The sequence below is a fragment of the Mediterraneibacter sp. 210702-DFI.3.120 genome, assembly GCF_020561005.1.
Lineage (GTDB): Bacteria > Bacillota > Clostridia > Lachnospirales > Lachnospiraceae > Mediterraneibacter > Mediterraneibacter faecis.
Map to the genome: position 1 here is coordinate 1 of NZ_JAJCNG010000021.1, position 16791 is coordinate 16791.

At 42.8% G+C, this 16791-nt stretch carries 18 protein-coding genes, 1 tRNA gene and 1 riboswitch; of the genes, 13 read left to right on the top strand and 6 right to left on the bottom strand.

Features of this window, described 5'->3' with window-relative positions; all coding sequences use genetic code 11:
• Positions 1–160: 160 nt before the first annotated feature.
• A complete protein-coding gene (locus LI162_RS11180) occupies positions 161–745 on the top strand; it encodes a pseudouridine synthase (protein ID WP_227156628.1) in 585 nt (194 codons plus the stop codon).
• Between the two features lie 34 nt (positions 746–779).
• Here LI162_RS11180 and LI162_RS11185 read toward each other — a convergent pair whose 3' ends face one another.
• The gene (locus tag LI162_RS11185) at positions 780–1049 is read right to left on the bottom strand and encodes a hypothetical protein (RefSeq protein ID WP_015529369.1); all 270 of its coding nucleotides are present in this window, start codon (positions 1047–1049) and stop codon (positions 780–782) included.
• A 197-nt stretch (positions 1050–1246) separates the two neighbouring features.
• Positions 1247–1332, top strand: a riboswitch (NiCo riboswitch).
• Positions 1333–1449: 117 nt separating this feature from the next.
• Here LI162_RS11185 and LI162_RS11190 point away from each other — a divergent pair.
• The gene (locus LI162_RS11190; protein ID WP_117499334.1) at positions 1450–2370 is read left to right on the top strand and encodes a cation diffusion facilitator family transporter; all 921 of its coding nucleotides are present in this window, start codon (positions 1450–1452) and stop codon (positions 2368–2370) included.
• 85 nt (positions 2371–2455) lie between these two features.
• Here the strand turns inward: LI162_RS11190 and LI162_RS11195 are convergent, their stop codons facing one another.
• Positions 2456–2689, bottom strand: a complete 234-nt coding sequence (locus tag LI162_RS11195) for a hypothetical protein (RefSeq protein ID WP_227156642.1) — start codon at positions 2687–2689, stop codon at positions 2456–2458.
• Between the two features lie 91 nt (positions 2690–2780).
• On the opposite strand from LI162_RS11195, the gene LI162_RS11200 reads away from it, so the two are divergent.
• Both LI162_RS11200 and LI162_RS11205 read left to right on the top strand, forming a co-directional pair.
• The gene (locus LI162_RS11200; RefSeq protein WP_227156645.1) at positions 2781–3338 is read left to right on the top strand and encodes an RNA polymerase sigma factor; all 558 of its coding nucleotides are present in this window, start codon (positions 2781–2783) and stop codon (positions 3336–3338) included.
• 53 nt (positions 3339–3391) lie between these two features.
• A complete protein-coding gene (locus tag LI162_RS11205) occupies positions 3392–4477 on the top strand; it encodes a DUF4179 domain-containing protein (protein ID WP_227156647.1) in 1086 nt (361 codons plus the stop codon).
• A 199-nt stretch (positions 4478–4676) separates the two neighbouring features.
• Here LI162_RS11205 and LI162_RS11210 read toward each other — a convergent pair.
• Both LI162_RS11210 and trmB read right to left on the bottom strand, forming a co-directional pair.
• Positions 4677–4749 (bottom strand) — tRNA-Lys (locus LI162_RS11210).
• A gap of 495 nt (positions 4750–5244) precedes the next feature.
• On the bottom strand, positions 5245–5895 hold the full coding sequence (gene trmB, locus LI162_RS11215; RefSeq protein ID WP_227156649.1) for a tRNA (guanosine(46)-N7)-methyltransferase TrmB: 651 nt from the start codon (positions 5893–5895) through the stop codon (positions 5245–5247).
• Between the two features lie 309 nt (positions 5896–6204).
• Between trmB and LI162_RS11220 the strand changes: the two genes are divergently transcribed.
• Genes LI162_RS11220 through LI162_RS11260 form a run of 9 tightly spaced genes read left to right on the top strand, consistent with a single transcriptional unit; the run spans position 6205 to position 14769 of the window.
• Positions 6205–6516, top strand: a complete 312-nt coding sequence (locus tag LI162_RS11220) for a hypothetical protein (protein WP_015529372.1) — start codon at positions 6205–6207, stop codon at positions 6514–6516.
• A 3-nt stretch (positions 6517–6519) separates the two neighbouring features.
• Positions 6520–7566, top strand: coding sequence for a V0D/AC39 family V-type ATPase subunit (locus tag LI162_RS11225; RefSeq protein WP_015529373.1), 1047 nt, complete (start codon positions 6520–6522; stop codon positions 7564–7566).
• Positions 7563–9497: a V-type ATP synthase subunit I gene (locus LI162_RS11230; RefSeq protein WP_227156651.1), complete on the top strand. Its 1935-nt coding sequence runs from the start codon at positions 7563–7565 to the stop codon at positions 9495–9497. The genes LI162_RS11225 and LI162_RS11230 overlap by 4 nt, the downstream gene beginning before the upstream one ends.
• Positions 9498–9555: 58 nt before the next feature.
• Complete coding sequence (locus tag LI162_RS11235; protein WP_015529375.1) at positions 9556–9996, top strand: ATP synthase subunit C; 441 nt, start codon at positions 9556–9558, stop codon at positions 9994–9996.
• 30 nt (positions 9997–10026) lie between these two features.
• Complete coding sequence (locus LI162_RS11240) at positions 10027–10335, top strand: V-type ATP synthase subunit F (RefSeq protein WP_020436810.1); 309 nt, start codon at positions 10027–10029, stop codon at positions 10333–10335.
• A gap of 36 nt (positions 10336–10371) precedes the next feature.
• The gene (locus LI162_RS11245; RefSeq protein WP_243284778.1) at positions 10372–10959 is read left to right on the top strand and encodes a V-type ATP synthase subunit E; all 588 of its coding nucleotides are present in this window, start codon (positions 10372–10374) and stop codon (positions 10957–10959) included.
• Positions 10952–12721 carry a V-type ATP synthase subunit A gene (locus LI162_RS11250; RefSeq protein WP_196021655.1) on the top strand — a complete coding sequence of 590 codons (1770 nt, stop codon included), beginning with the start codon at positions 10952–10954 and terminating at the stop codon, positions 12719–12721. Before LI162_RS11245 ends, LI162_RS11250 begins: the two co-directional genes overlap by 8 nt.
• 15 nt (positions 12722–12736) lie before the next feature.
• A complete protein-coding gene (locus tag LI162_RS11255) occupies positions 12737–14122 on the top strand; it encodes a V-type ATP synthase subunit B (protein WP_117499326.1) in 1386 nt (461 codons plus the stop codon).
• 17 nt (positions 14123–14139) lie between these two features.
• Entirely contained in the window at positions 14140–14769 is a 630-nt protein-coding gene (locus LI162_RS11260) for a V-type ATP synthase subunit D (RefSeq protein ID WP_055166441.1), read from the top strand.
• 49 nt (positions 14770–14818) lie between these two features.
• Here the strand turns inward: LI162_RS11260 and LI162_RS11265 are convergent, their stop codons facing one another.
• Positions 14819–15691 (bottom strand): aldose 1-epimerase family protein, encoded by an 873-nt coding sequence (locus tag LI162_RS11265; protein ID WP_208913472.1) that lies wholly within the window; start codon positions 15689–15691, stop codon positions 14819–14821.
• 29 nt (positions 15692–15720) lie between these two features.
• Positions 15721–16791, bottom strand: a complete 1071-nt coding sequence (gene tig / locus LI162_RS11270) for a trigger factor (RefSeq protein ID WP_227156660.1) — start codon at positions 16789–16791, stop codon at positions 15721–15723.

Sequence of the window (16791 nt, forward strand, 5' to 3'; positions counted from 1 at the left end):
TAACCGAAAGGACGTCAGTTCTTTCGGTTGTTGCAGATGCGTAAACTGCGTTCCCACAACCAATGGCAGGTATAAGCGGCACACCTTGTGAAATCTATTATTTTTCTGTATAATCAATCTCATCTTTTTATTTCACTTATAAAGACACAGGAGACACGATATGTTTCATTATTATATGTTCAACAAACCTTTCGGCTGCGTCACTGCCCGACGTGATAGCCTTTACCCAACCGTTATGGACTATTTTTCAAAGTTAAACAATGATAATTTAAATCCGGTTGGGCGATTAGACCGAGAAACCACAGGACTCCTCCTCATTACAGATGACGGAGTTTTCAACCAGAAACTTACGCACCCTTCTTATCATAAAGAGAAAACCTATCATTTTACAGTTCTCGGTGATTTAACCGAGAATCGGTGCCAACAATTAGAAAAAGGAATCCTCTTAAAAGGATCCCCTGTTCTTACTTCTCCTGCGAAACTAAAAGTATTTCGTCAGGATATTCTTTCTAATATAATAGATACTTTGCATCCGGAAGTACAGAGTGCTGTGTGTAATAATCTTCCTACTCATCCAGTCACTTACGGAGAGATCACAATCAGTGAAGGGCGTAAGCGTCAGATTCGCCGCATGATGAAAGCGGTTCACTGCTGCGTAATTGAATTGAAACGCATTTCTATAGAAGATATTATTCTCGATGAGACACTTTCTCCCGGAGAATGGAAAGAGATTTTTCCACTATAACAGGAAAAATCTCTTTTTTATCTTCGTATATCATTTAAATCCAATTATAATCTCCACCGGTAATTGCCAGACTCAGAAGTGAATCCATCTTCTCAACTTCCTCTTCTCCTGTAATCTTCTCCACCAACACAGCTGTATCCTCCGCTGCTTCCAAAGTTTCATCCGGTCCAATTTCATAGTCAATATCCATCCCACAATCCGGACAAGGAATTGTATTCATTGTCTGCAGTGATAAAAATCGACTTCCACATTTTTTACATTCATAATATCCGCACTCTTTTGTGCCATCTGGTACATAATACATAATTTTCTACCTCACTCTCTTCATCTTACAAGTACTTTTTATCTTATCACTCACAAAAGAAGACCGCAAGCAACTTATTTCGTTGCGCAACCTTATCTCTTCCTAAGATTTGTAATCAAAAACCGATTGGTTTTTCTTGACAAACTCAACTTTTTTATGCTATATCTACTATAACTCTTTGCACTGCATATAAATCTACAGTACAAACTGAGCAGACCGTGATATCATATCATGGAGTCGGGTCGCAGATGCGACAGTGGAATCTTTCATCCGCGGGACAGTAGTTGCTAATACTGATTCGTGGGTGTTTTTATTTTAAAACAATTCTTTTATTTTCCCACATATATTTAGTGCCATAGAGCTATCTTTTAATTGTTTTATTAAATTGGAGGTAACACATATGGAAAACAGCACAATGAAAACCGGAAATCCCGTCGCAAATGAAGAAGATTTCCAAAAAGTAGCCAACAAAGTCTCTACTATTACGATTATCGGAAACATCGCACTATCTCTGCTCAAACTTTTTGCCGGAATTGTTGCGCATTCCAATGCGATGATCAGCGATGCTATTCATTCCGCATCAGATGTATTCAGTACATTTATAGTTATTATCGGAATCAGACTCGCATCAAAAAAACCGGACAAAGAACATCCCTATGGACATGAACGCCTAGAGTGTGTAGCTGCAATTGTCCTTGCAATCGTTCTTCTTATCACAGGCCTTGGAATCGGAATCGAAGCATTCAAAACGATATTGCAGGGAAATTCTGACAACATACAAACACCAGGTGTCTTAGCACTGATTGCCGCCATAATTTCAATTGCAAGTAAAGAGGCAATGTACTGGTACACCAGATATCATGCCAAGAGAATCGATTCCAGTGCACTAATGGCAGATGCCTGGCACCATCGTTCCGATGCATTTTCTTCCATCGGCGCATTGGTCGGAATCGCCGGTTCAAGACTTGGATTTCCAATCATGGACTCCATTGCCAGCTTAGTGATTTTTGTATTTATCGTAAAGGCTGCTTCCGATATTTTCAAAGATGCAATCGACAAAATGGTTGACCACTCCTGTGACGAAGAAATGGAGACTCAACTTCGCAACTGCGTAATGCGCAATCCAAATGTTCATAAGATTGACGTACTTCGAACTCGAATTTTTGGAAATAAAATCTATGTTGATGTTGAAATTGCTCTGGATGGCTCCATCACACTTCAGGATGCACATGATGTGGCCGAAAAAGTGCATAACGATATCGAAAAGACTTTTCCTAAAGTAAAACATATCATGGTTCATGTAAATCCTGCAAAATTATAAGTAACAAGCTTTCTCTTTCCATGAAGGAATCCTCGTCAATGACGAGGATTCCTTCAACGACTGGCAGTTCCTGCCTAAAATTCATTTAATCATGTTCTTTAATATATTGAAATACCTTTTTGTCACTCTTTGATTTTTTATACCATCCAATACATACCATTATAATTCCAACAATAATAACCGTAGTTCTTACCGATGAATTCGGTGAAAATGAGCAGGATACAATAATTCCGGTTCCAGCACCTGTAAAAAAATCTACAACAGATTTTTCGTGCTTTATTGTTCCCATCGCTCTTTCTTTATCTATAGATTGTACCATTTTTGAAACTTTTTATGCCATAAATTCATCTAATAAGTATCAATCGGTTGAGATGAAGCTTGAAAACAATTGAAAGAAGGTGGCGTATAAAATGAAATCTCTTGTAAAGCGGGCGCAAAGGGGAGATGATCAGGCGTTCGTGGAATTGATAGAAGAAAATAAGCAGGCCATGTATAAAGTAGCGGTCGGTATTTTAAAAAACGATTTTGATGCAGCAGATGCAATTCAGCAAAGCATCCTTACTTGCTATGAAAAGCTGAGAGAATTAAAAAAAGCACAGTATTTTAAGACATGGCTGCTCAGAATATTAATCAATAATTGTAATCAGATGCTTAGGGAACAGAAAAAAGTAGTCGGAATTGAGGACTATTATGGGGCAGAAGATATAAAAGGAAAGAAAGCAGAAGAAAAGATTGCAGCACCACCGGGAGCAGCAACAATCAACGAAGACTTTCTAGAGCTGTTAGACCAGATGGAACAGCAATATCGGGTTGTATTGATTTTATATTATGTAGAAGAGATGAGCATCCGAGAAATCAGTCAAATACTGCAGATGAATGAAAATACAGTGAAGACAAGACTTTCCAGAGGTCGAGGAGTATATAAAAAACTCTATCTGAAAGAACACCCGGAATTTCAGTTTGAGTAAAGCAAAAATTCAGACAAAGATAGAAAATGTGAGCAGAAAAGGAGGGCTTGAGAATGTCATTTGAAGAGAAAATGAAACAGGATTTGAAAAAAGATTTAGAAATTCCAGAGATTGTAGAGCAAAAGATTCAAGATGCATATAAAGAAATCGGACAAGGAAAGCTTAGAATGAAGAAGCCAGATAACAGGAATCAGAAGAGAAAGAAAGTGTGGACAACAGCGGCGGCAGCTGTGGCGGTGATCGCTGTATCAGGAACGGTTCTTTATTCCAATCCGGTACTGGCGAAGAATATCCCGGTGATCGGAGATGTCTTTGCAAAAATGCAGGAAAACAGGGCGAAGGATCCGTATGCAGGGAAAGATAAGACCGCCTATGAAAAGATTGAAGATTATTCTGCAAATGTGCAGACTCCGGGATCAGAAGCAGAAGATAACGGCGTGACAGTAACGGTATCCGATGCATACTGTGATGGATATGAAATGTATTTTACGATGACAGCTACTACAGACAATGAGCAGATCAATCAGAAGAAATATCTGCTGCCGGAGAAAAGTCAGAGAGTGCAGGTTAACGGAGAGGAATGCGCTGCAGAACTTTGTCTGGAAAAAGCGGAGGACGGAAGCTTTGTAGGTCTTGGACATATCAGTGCAGATTTTCTGAAGAAAAAGGAATTTTCAGATCAGTCAACGGTAAACATACAGTTTACCCAGCTCTATGGAACGGGAGAAAATGAGCTGAGCACAACCAAGTATGTGGAGGGCGAGAATCTGATCAGCGGAGAGTGGAATCTCAAATTCACAGTGAATACGGATGCCAGCAACAACCAGACATATGAAGTAAATGCGGAGAATAATGGATTCAAAGTAAGTAAGGTTGTAAAAGTGCCAGCATCCACCTACCTTTATCTTGAGGTGCCGGAAACATATGAAAATGTACAGATGATTATTACGGATGCAGATGGAAATGCACTCGAGAAATTCGGAGGTACTTTTACAGATCCGGAACATGGAGTGTACCAGATCAAGCTGCAGTTTGAGCAGACGGATACAGATCAGATTCATGTGCAGGTTGTAGATATGGATCAGAGCACGAACGATAATCTGGTCATGGTTGCAGAAATGACAGCCGATCTGAATTAAACAATAGTCATTCTCCGTAATAACATAATGTCTTTTCGGGGAATGACAGGATGGTCACAACAGAGTTCGTTCGGTTGTGACCTCTTAATGTGCGCATCCTAAGCGGAGCGTTTTTTATATATTAGGAAAGGACTTTCCTAATATATAAAAAAATCACCGTCCCCACAGCTCCAATGTCTGTAAAAACAGTGATTGTTAGTGCGCGATCAGGGGTTCGAACCCTGGACACCCTGATTAAGAGTCAGGTGCTCTACCAACTGAGCTAATCGCGCATTCTTTTGTTTTTGTGTCTCGTGTTCCTCAACACAAATAGTATTATATATCAGTTGTTGCCAGAATGCAACCCCTTTTTTCAAATTTTTTCATTTTTTTCAAAATTATTAATTTCATATACAATTCAGACGATATCAGCAACGTTTCTTCTTTCCCGTGTCTTTGTTGCAATATCCCCTATTTAAAATTCGATACACCTCCTCGAAGGATCTGCAAATGCAGACAATCCTTCGATTCAGTCTCTGATGACAATAACACAACTCACGGACCCCAGCTTTCCAACATTTCCCCCGTCTCATCCTGTTCTCCTGTGAATCCCACTCTTTCTATATAATATATGAAACTTATTTGTTACTGTTCACTCCCGTGTCAATCACTCTGCTGATTGACACGGAGGATGTGTGTTTTGACTTGAATGCATCTCGCCCCATCGCCAAAGGCGATTTAAAATGGCGAGATGCGTTGCTGGTCGCACATCGTGTGAACAGTAACACTTATTTTCTCTGTGCGATCAGCTTATTGATTGGATTTCCCTTCTCTGAGAATTTCTGCTCATATTCTGTCATAATATTCCCCTTATTCATCTCTTCCTGATGATGTAGGTCGTAAGTATAAGCAAGCAGTTCCCATCCAGCTTCTTTCACCTGCTCCAGAGAAAAGTTGAAAAGTTCAGTATTATCTGTCTTAAATTCTACTCTTCCATTTTCCACAAGAACCTTCTCATATCTTGCAAGGAATTCTGTTGATGTCAATCTACGTTTCGCATGTCTAGCCTTTGGCCACGGATCTGAGAAGTTCAAGAAGATCTTATCCACCTCTGCCGGTACAAACACTGCTTCAATCTCTCTTGCATCCATGCAAATAAAACGGATATTCTCAAGATTTTCAAATTCCTCTGTATCATATTTTTCAAGTGCACGAAGCAGGACGCTGGAATAACGTTCAATTCCAATAAAATTGATCTCCGGGTGAGCCTTAGCCATATTCAAAATAAACTGGCCCTTTCCCATTCCGATTTCAATCTGAATTGGTTTCTCATTTCCAAAGACCTGAGCCCACTGTCCTCTCTGCTCCTCTGGTTTCTTGATCACAGCACGATGTGCATCGATCACGCCATCTGCTCTTGGTATATTTCTTAATCTCATCTGCTATTTTTCTCCTGTTCTTCACCACAGCATTACTGCGTACTTTCTATATATAAGGTAAAACCTTCTTTGATATCTGCGGATTATTTCAGGTCTTATCATAACATGATTTTTCTCATCTCACAACTAATTACTGTCCACACAAGAAAGCCATTTTGAAGAATACTAATGACATTCTCAGACTCACAGTCTCTATCTCCAATACCTCTGGATATTTAACATAAATTATCTTTTCATATTGCTTGTAATTTTCTCCAAAAGGTGTATTATAAAAGATATTATGAATTTCTAACAAAAAGGAGGCTGGTTATGGACTCTATTATAAACAAATTGACAGAGATTGAATCTGCCGCATCTGCAATCGTGCAACATGCAGAAGCCGAAAAGTCCGCATTAGATGAAAAATTTGACAAAAAGCGGATGGATTTCGACAAAGAGCTTGAAGCCGATACGCAGCGGCAGATTCAAGAAATTCGTGACAAACTGGAAGCGGAGACCTCACGGATCTTATCCGGGCAAAGTCAGGAAAGTCAGGATGAACTCGACGCCTTGCAGAAGGAATATAATGAAAAGCATTCTGATTATGCTCATGAGATTCTCCGACGGATCACTGAGGTGTAGCCTATGGGAAATCTACTGGAATACAGTGGTATCGTAACGAAAACCCGGGCAATGGAAGCTAAGCTTCTCACCCCGGCTCAGTTTGAGGAAATCGCTTCCCTGCACAATGTTCCCGAGGTAGTTGAATATCTGAAGAAGGAGACAGCTTATGCAGATATTTTAGAAGAGCTGGCCCCCGAACAGCTTCACAGAGGAAGCATTGAGAAGATTCTGACTCGTTCACTTTACCGCGACTACGCAAAGCTTTATCGCTTTTGCGGACAGAAACAGCGTAAGCTTATGAAGCTACGTCTGAAATCTTATGAAATCGAGCTGATCAATTATTGTTTAAGGATTGTGATCAACCATTATCAGAAACCTTTTGATCTTGATTATAAACGTCCTTTTTTTGATCGATATTCGCAGATATCGATCGAGAAACTGATCACCTCACGCACCACAGATGAACTGATCGAGACATTAAAGGAGACAGAATATTATGAACCTTTAAAGAAATTAAAGGATTCCCCTTCGGTCACTCTTTATGACTACGATCTGGCATTAAATCTTTATTATTTTACAACTCTTTGGAAAGCACGGAAAAAGGTCCTGAAAAAGGAAGACAAGGAATTATACCAGCGGGATTGCGGCACTCAGATTGATCTGCTCAATATGCAGTGGATCTACAGAGCCAAGAAATATTTTAATATGAAACCTGCTGACATTTATCAGCTGATTCTTCCAATCCACTATCGTCTGTCTACTGACCTGATCAAAGGAATGGTCGAGGCAACGACATTGGAAGAACTGCAGACACTCTGCAATCAGACTCCTTATGCCCGCCGCTATGAATCCACTGAGCAGCTTACCATGGAGCAGATGTATTCAGAATGTCTCCATCATCTGTACACCATTGACAGAAGACGGAATCCTTACTCCATCGCCGCTGTCAACACTTACCTCTTCTTAAAAGAAGAAGAAATCAAAAAGCTGACTACCGCTCTGGAATGCATCCGTTACGGACTTACACCAGGCGAAACGTTAGCGTACGTTGGAGGTAGAACCCAATGATTGTTAAAATGAAATTTATCAACATTTCCGGTCCGCGGGATGATATCGACCGTGTCACAGACTTGTATCTCTCACGTTATGAGATCCAGCTGGAGTCCGCACTGTCCGAGCTTAAGACAGTCGATAATCTTCGCCCGTTCGTAGAGCTTAATCCGTACCGGGATGTACTTGCCCAGGCAACCCAGTTCGTCGGCTATCTTCCGAATGTAGATGATGTTACACCGGATGAATCTTTAGGTCTCGACGACATGTTTGAAGTTGTTCGCAAAGCCTGTGAAGATTACGAAGGTCTGCAGGCAAAGAAAGAGAAAAAGAAAGCGAAGATTGAGGAACTCCGCACCAAACAGCAGATACTCTCTCCGTTCCGTCCGCTCGACTGCGATCTTCACAAGGTTCTTGGATATCGCTATATCACTTATCGTTTCGGAAAGATCGCACTGGAATCTTATCACAAGATGAATAAATATCTGATGGATGATTTGAGTGCAATCTTCGTTGAAGGTGAACGCGATGAAAGCTTCGTATACGGCGCTTACTTCGTTTCTCCGGGAGAAGCACAAAAGGTAGATGCTGTTTTCCGTTCTCTTCATTTTGAACGCATCGAGCTGAAAGATGAATTTGAAGGAACTCCGTCTTTCGCTTACCAGTCACTGGAACGGGACATTGCTCGGATCAATCTGGAGATCCAGGATCTAGATAAAGAAGCCGGTGAGATGCTTTCTGACCGGGCACCACAGCTTATTGCAGCGAAAAACCGTCTGGAGGAACTCTCCAAGAACTTTGACATCCGTAAGATGGCTGCCCGGATGAAAGACAGCCAGGATGATTCTTATATCCTCTGCGGTTGGATGGCAGAAGATGATGTAGAGAAATTCTTAGAAGAGATCAAAGATGATGATAAAGTCTTTGTCGTTGTCGAAGACGATCATGATGCATACTTCGGAGAACCGCCGACAAAGCTGGAAAATCCGAAGCTATTCAAACCATTTGAGATGTACATTCAGATGTATGGTCTTCCAGCTCACAATGAGATGGATCCAACCATTTTCGTAGCGATCACATACTCCTTTATTTTCGGAGTTATGTTCGGAGATGTCGGACAGGGGCTTTTGCTTTTAATCGGTGGAGCCTTGATCTATCACTTTAAGAAAGCTCCACTTGCCGGAATTATCGCAACTGCCGGTGTATTTTCCACAATCTTCGGATTTATGTTCGGAAGTATTTTCGGATTTGAAGACATCATTGAACCATTGTGGATACGACCAATCAACCATATGACTACACTGCCGTTCCTCGGCAAACTGAACACAGTGTTTATCGTTGCTGTCGCATTTGGTATGTTCCTGATCATCGTAGCGATGATCCTACATATTATCAATGCCGCAAAAAGCAAAGATATCGAAAGTACCTGGTTTGATCCAAACGGTGTGGCAGGACTTATTTTCTACATTGCCGTTGTAGTAACCATCGTTCTATTTATGACAGGCAATCCGCTTCCGGGTGGTATTGTCATGGGTATCATGTTTGGTGTCCCGCTGCTTCTCATTTTCCTGAAAGAGCCTCTGACCCGCATGATTGAGAAACGTGCCGACAAGATGGAAACAGGCCCTGGAATGTACATCGTACAAGGCTTTTTCGAGATGTTTGAGACATTGCTCAGTTATTTCTCAAACACTATTTCCTTTATCCGTATCGGTGCATTTGCTGTCAGCCATGCCGCTATCATGGAAGTAGTACTTCAGCTGGCCGGCGCTGAAAGCGGAAATCCGAACTGGTTCGGAGTAATCTTCGGCAACCTGTTCGTATGCGGATTCGAAGGACTGATCGTAGGTATTCAGGTACTTCGTCTGGAATATTATGAGATGTTCAGCCGTTTCTACAAAGGAAGCGGACGTGCATTCGACCCATATACAAAAAAGAAAACGAAATAACTGTCTGGCTTAAATCTATGACAGCCATAAAATGTATAGAAATCAGGAGGATTCCACTATGAGTTTAGCAACAAAAATCATCTTTATCGCAGCACTTGTTTTAAGTATCATCATCCCATTCGGATATTATCTGATCGGTGAAAAGAACAAAAAACGCTACAAACGTACAATCGGTGTCAACGCATTTTTCTTCTTCGGCGCATTTGCCATTGCATCTATCATGATGCTTGCAGGTCCGGCAAATGTACAGGCTGCTGAAGCTGCCGCATCTTCCGGTGCTACAATCGCAACAGGAATGGGATATCTTGCAGCCGCACTTGTTACAGGTCTTTCCTGTATCGGCGGTGGTATCGCTGTTGCAAGTGCAGCCAGCGCAGCACTTGGAGCGATCAGCGAGGATTCCAGCGTTCTTGGTAAATCCTTGATCTTCGTAGGACTTGCCGAAGGTGTTTGTCTGTACGGACTGATCATCTCTTTCATGATCTTAGGAAATCTCTAATTTCTGATTTTCAACAGAAAGGAGCCGCCTATGAAAATGTATCTGATCAGTGACAATGTCGACACTTACACCGGAATGCGTCTTGCCGGTGTAGACGGAGTTGTCGTCCACGAACGGGATGAGCTGAAACAAGCTTTGGAAAAAGTGCTTTCCGATCCGACTGTCGGCATTGTTCTTCTGACTGAAAAGTTCGGTCAGGAATTTCCTGACATTATCGACACTTTCCGACTGGAGCGAAAGATGCCGTTATTAATTGAAATTCCTGACCGCCACGGAACCGGTCGTCAGAAAGACTTTATCACCTCATATATCACTGAGGCGATCGGACTGAAATTATAAACGCAATTATATTACGAACTAAAGGAGGGATTCCTCTTGACTCTGGAAGAAAAAATCGCACACCTGCAAACCACATCCATGGAGCAGGCCCGCTTAGAGGGAAATGTCATCATTGACACCCATCAGGCTGCCCTGGAGAAGGTTTTCGAAGATCATAAGGCAGAAGCCACAAGACAGTCAGAGACTCGCATCAAGGCGGAAGTTGCCAATGCGAAGCTCTCACTGAATCAGGCGCTCGCCAAGTCCCAGCTGGAGATCAAACGTCGTCAAAGCAAGGTTCAGCAGGAATTGAAAGACAAGATCTTCGAGGAAGCAGACGCATTAATCGATGAATTTATGAAGACGGAAGCTTATAATAATTTTCTTATCAAATGCATCCGCAAAGCGGTGGCTTTTGCCGGAAATGATGAGCTTACGATCTATATTAACCCAACTGATGAAAAAAGACGTTCTGATCTGGAAGATGCTACAAGAGTTCATCTAACGATCAGCGCCGAAGATTTCCGGGGCGGTGTCCGTGCTGTCATCCGTTCCCGCAACATTTTGATCGATAATTCCTTCAGCACACAGCTAAAAGAACAGTATGACAAATTTGTATTTTTAGGAGGTGACGGCATTGCTTAAGACAGCGAAAATTTACGGCATCAATGGTCCCGTCATTTATCTGAAAGGCAACACAGGATTCCGTATGTCCGAGATGGTCTATGTCGGAGAACAGAAGTTAGTCGGAGAAGTCATTGCACTGGATAAAGATATGACAACCGTTCAGGTTTATGAGGAAACAACGGGGCTTCGCCCGGGCGAAGAAGTCATTGCCAGCGGAAGTCCGGTATCCGTAACACTTGCACCCGGTATCCTGAACAACATTTTTGATGGTATCGAACGTCCACTGGAAGATATCGCAGAATCCTCCGGCGGCGCATTTATCACACGCGGTGTCAGTGTCGATTCTCTGGACCGTACAAAGAAATGGAAAACACGCATCACTGTAAAGCAGGGAGATTATCTCCATGCAGGTGATATTATCGCAGAAGTTCCTGAAACACATGCGATCACTCATAAATGTATGGTTCCTCCTGAAGTAGAGGGAACTGTTCTTGTGACTGTTGCAGACGGTGAATACACAATTGACGAACCTCTGGTTCGCCTGGAACTTCCTAACGGACAGGAGAAAGAACTGACAATGACTCAGCACTGGCCGATTCGTACTCCGCGACCGACTCATCACCGTTTCCCGGCATCTGTTCCGCTTGTTACCGGACAGCGTATCATCGATACCATGTTCCCGATTGCAAAGGGCGGTACCGCTGCCATCCCAGGCGGATTCGGAACCGGAAAGACCATGACACAGCATCAGATTGCCAAATGGGCCGATGCAGATATCATCATCTATATCGGATGCGGTGAGCGTGGAAATGAGATGACTCAGGTTCTGGAAGAGTTCAGTGAACTGACTGACCCTCGTACCGGCAAACCTCTGATGGACCGTACTACACTGATCGCCAATACTTCCAACATGCCTGTTGCCGCCCGTGAAGCCAGCATTTACACCGGACTTACTCTGGCAGAATATTACCGTGATATGGGCTACGATGTAGCGATCATGGCCGACTCCACTTCCCGTTGGGCCGAGGCTCTTCGAGAACTTTCCGGACGTCTGGAAGAGATGCCTGCCGAGGAAGGTTTCCCGGCTTATCTTGCGTCCCGTCTGTCTGCGTTCTACGAACGCGCCGGAATGATGCATAACTTAAACGGAACAGACGGTTCTGTCACGATCATCGGTGCTGTCTCCCCACAAGGTGGTGACTTCTCCGAACCGGTCACACAGAACACCAAGCGTTTCGTCCGCTGCTTCTGGGGACTGGATAAGAGCCTTGCCTACTCAAGACATTTCCCGGCGATCCACTGGCTGACCAGTTACAGTGAGTATCTGAATGACTTAAGCCATTGGTATCAGGACAATGTGTCTCCAAAATTTGTTGACTACCGTAACCGTCTGATGGCACTGTTGAATCAGGAAAGCAGTCTTCTTGAGATCGTAAAACTGATCGGAAGTGATGTACTCCCAGATGATCAGAAACTTGTCCTTGAGATTGCCCGTGTGATTCGTCTTGGTTTCCTGCAGCAAAATGCATTCCACCCGGATGACACCTGCGTTTCTATGGAAAAACAGTTCTTGATGATGGATACGATCCTGTACCTTTACAAGCAGGCACGTACCCTTGTCACAATGGGACATCCGATGTCCGTATTAAAATCTGAGAATATTTTCGATCGTGTCATTGCGATCAAATATGATGTTCCAAATAACCGCCCGGAAATGTTTGCACAGTATCACAGAGATATTGACGCTTTCTATCAGCACGTACTTGAGAAAAATGCATAAGGAGGGACCACTATCATGTCAATTGAATATCTTGGCTTAAGCAGTATCAACGGCCCTCTGATCGTGTTAGAGGGCGTACAGGACGCCTTTTACGATGAGATTGTAGAATTTGTCGTAGACGGCACAGAACGCAAAATAGGACGTATTGTAGAGATTTACGAAGACAAGGCAGTAATCCAGGTCTTCGAAGGTTCTGAAAATATGTCCCTGAAAAATACACATACGAAACTGACCGGACACCCGATGGAGATTGCACTCTCCCCGGATATCCTTGGCCGTACCTTCAACGGTATCGGACAGCCGATCGATGACCTCGGGCCACTTGTCTCCACTTTAAAAAGAGATGTGAACGGACTTCCGCTCAACCCGGTCCGCAGAGAATACCCAAGAAACTATATCCACACCGGAATTTCCGCGATCGACGGACTGACAACTCTGATTCGTGGACAGAAGCTTCCGATTTTCTCCGGAAATGGACTTCCGCACGATCAGCTTGCTGCACAGATTGTAAAACAGGCTTCTCTTGGAAGCGATTCTGATGAAAAATTTGCAATCGTATTCGCTGCTATGGGTGTCAAACATGACGTTGCTGATTTCTTCCGTAACACATTTGAAGAAAGCGGTGTTGCCGATCATGTAGCAATGTTTTTGAATCTGGCAAATGACCCGGTTGTAGAACGTCTGATCACGCCAAAGGTTGCACTGACAGCTGCGGAGTATCTGGCATTTGAACAAAATATGCATATCCTCGTTATCCTTACCGATATGACTTCTTTCGCAGAAGCCATGCGTGAGGTCTCTTCCTCAAAAGGAGAAATTCCCAGCCGTAAAGGATTCCCGGGATATCTGTATAGTGAACTGGCAACCATCTACGAACGTGCCGGTATTGTACAAGGCGTAAACGGATCTGTAACACAGCTTCCGATCTTGACTATGCCAAACGACGATATCACGCATCCGATTCCTGACCTGACGGGATATATCACCGAGGGACAGATTGTACTTGACCGCCCGCTCCATGGGCAGTCAATCTATCCTCCGATCAATATCCTGCCATCCCTTTCCCGTCTGATGAAGGACGGTATCGGAGAAGGTTTTACACGTGAAGATCATCAGGATCTTGCCAATCAGTTATTCTCCGCTTATGCAAAAGTTGGAGATGCAAGAAATCTGGCTTCTGTTATCGGTGAAGATGAGCTTTCACCACTGGATAAGAAATATCTGGAATTCGGAATCGACTTTGAACAGCACTACATCGGACAGGGTGTTAATGAGAACCGTACGATGGAAGAGACTTTGGATCTGGGATGGAAACTTTTAGGAAAACTTCCTAGAGAAGAACTCGACCGTGTTGATACAAAGATTCTTGATAAATACTATAAACCTGCTGTAGAAGACTAGGGAAAGGAGGGAGCTTCATGGATCCACGTACATTTCCAACAAAGGGTAATCTGATGCTGGCCAAGAACTCTCTTGCACTTGCCCGGCAGGGTTATGATCTGATGGATAAGAAGCGTAACATCCTGATTCGTGAACTGATGGATCTGATTGAAGAAGCACGCACCATACAGGAAGAGATTGATTCAACATTTACTTATGCGTATCAATGTCTGCAGCGTGCTAATATCGAAAACGGTATCAGCATGGTAGAACAGCTCGCCTACACTGTACCGATTGAAAATTCCATAACGATCCAGACGCGAAGTATCATGGGAACCGAGATTCCTCATGTGAAATATATCCCGGACGCAGGTCAGCCGACCTATGCCTTCAGTACCACAAAGGAATCGATCGATATTGCCCGTGAGGCCTTCCGCAAGGTAAAAGACCTTACGATCAAACTTTCCATGGTTGAAAACGCTGCTTACCGTCTTGCAAGTAATATCAAGAAGACGCAGAAACGAGCAAATGCTCTCCAAAACATTACAATTCCAATGTATTCAAATCTGGTCTATTCGATCACCAATGCACTGGAAGAAAAAGAGCGTGAAGAGTTCACGCGTCTGAAAGTGATCAAGAGAATGAAAGAGAAAAAAGCCTCCGGTTAACGGGGGCTTTTCCTTTCCACAGGATACTATTCTCAGTATGCCTGAATTCTCATATTGCAACAACGATCTGATATTCTTTTTCAAAAGTCTCTCCGCTCTCCACCTTGTTAATTCCAGGCTTCTCAGAGATTTCTTTATCAAATCCAATATTATCGCATCTTCCCATCCATGGTTCCAGGCAGACAAACGGTGCGTCTTTTACAGACCAGATTCCATAGCTTGGGAATCCTTCTGACTTAACTCCCACATACGGAGTTCCGTCTTTATGACAGATCCATGCTTCTTCAATCTGCGTATTATCAAAGATCAACGCATCGTTCTCAAAAAGTTCTTCCGTCAATGGGTAAGTCTCCTCTTCCAGTTTCATCTCATGCAGTTCTTCCGGATCAGGAGCCATTTCTTTCATATTGATCAGACAATATTTTAATTCTTCTTTTCCAGGGAACTTTAGAATATAATCTGTCTTTCCTTCCTCGTTCTTTGCAAAGCGGAAGGCCGGATGCGCTCCGATTGTGAAATAAATTGTCTCATCAGACGGATTCTTTACTTCCCATTTTACATGAAGTACATTTTTTTCCAGTGTATAAGTAATGAAAAGTTCAAAATCAAATGGATAAACTTCCTTCATCTCTTCTGTTGATGTCAGAAGAAAGGTTGATGTTTCTTTGCCTGCATGAATACATTTGAACTCACTGTCTCTTGCAAATCCATGCTGTGATGTCGGATACTGTGTGCCGTTGATCTTCACTGTGTTCTTATAGGTTTTTCCCACATTTGGAAATAGCACCGGTGAATGACGTTTCCAAAATTTGGGTTCTGCATCCCAGAGAAGATCTGTACCTGTTTTTTTGTTATACAGTTTGGTCAGCTCTGCACCGTGCTCAGCAATCTCTACGCTAAGCACATCATTCTCCATTTTAATCATGCTTTTTGTTCCTCCTTTATTCCCCTTTAATTTTTATCGGACTGCTCTACCTGTACGCAATTGTCTACCAGATAATCCAGTACTTTATCACGAAGGATTGCATCTTTCAGAACATCTTCTCCCACCTGCTCTTTGTAGGTATCCAGATCTGCTCCGGCTTTGTCCGCATACTCCTGCATTCCTTCTTTATATTCCTTATCAGACGGTTCCAGTTTCTCTTTCTTGGCGATCAGTTTTACAGCTTCTTCAAGCTGAACAGCCTGCTTTGCTGAGTCTTCAATTTTTTCGTTAAATTGATCTTCTGTCATCTTCAGATAAGTTGTAATAAAATCACTCAGCTCTACTCCGTACATCTGTGCAATCTGTGTATAGTAATCATTTGCCTGTTTCACCTGCTCATCTACTGCACCGTCAGGATATTTATTTACCTCTATCTGATCCAGTAAAGCAGTCTGTACTTCTTGTTTCAACTGTGAATTACCTGAATCGTCCTGCTGCTCCTGAAGAGAATTTTTTACCTCTTCCTTGTATTCATCAACCGTCTTGCTGCTTTCACTATTATTTGCAACCCACTCGTCTGTAAGCTCCGGTGTTACTTTCTGATAAATCTTATTCAATACAATGTGGAAATTCGCCGGTTTTCCTGCAAGATCAGAGCTCTGATAATTCTCAGGAAACTGTACAGTGATATCAAACTCTTCGCCGGTATTATGTCCCACGATCTGGTCTTCAAATCCCTGATAATCGCCTGAAGCTCCGATAAACGATCCTGATCCAAGTTCCAGATCATATCCTGTAGCTGTGCCACCGTCAAATGCAACTCCATCCAGAGTTCCTGTATAGTCAATATTTACCCAGTCTCCGCTCTGTGCCGCGCGGTCTGTTACATCCTGCTCTGTCGCAGCAGCTTCCAGTCTGGACTGCATCTCCTGCTCTACAGAATCATCAGACACCTTGTTTTTGGCAACCTCTGTTACTTCAAGTCCTTTATATTTGTTCACTGTCACATAATCATTAGACAACTTACCACTTCCACATCCTGCTAAAGATGCTGTCATCAGAACCGCTGTAAGAACCGCAATCACTCTTTTTTTCAT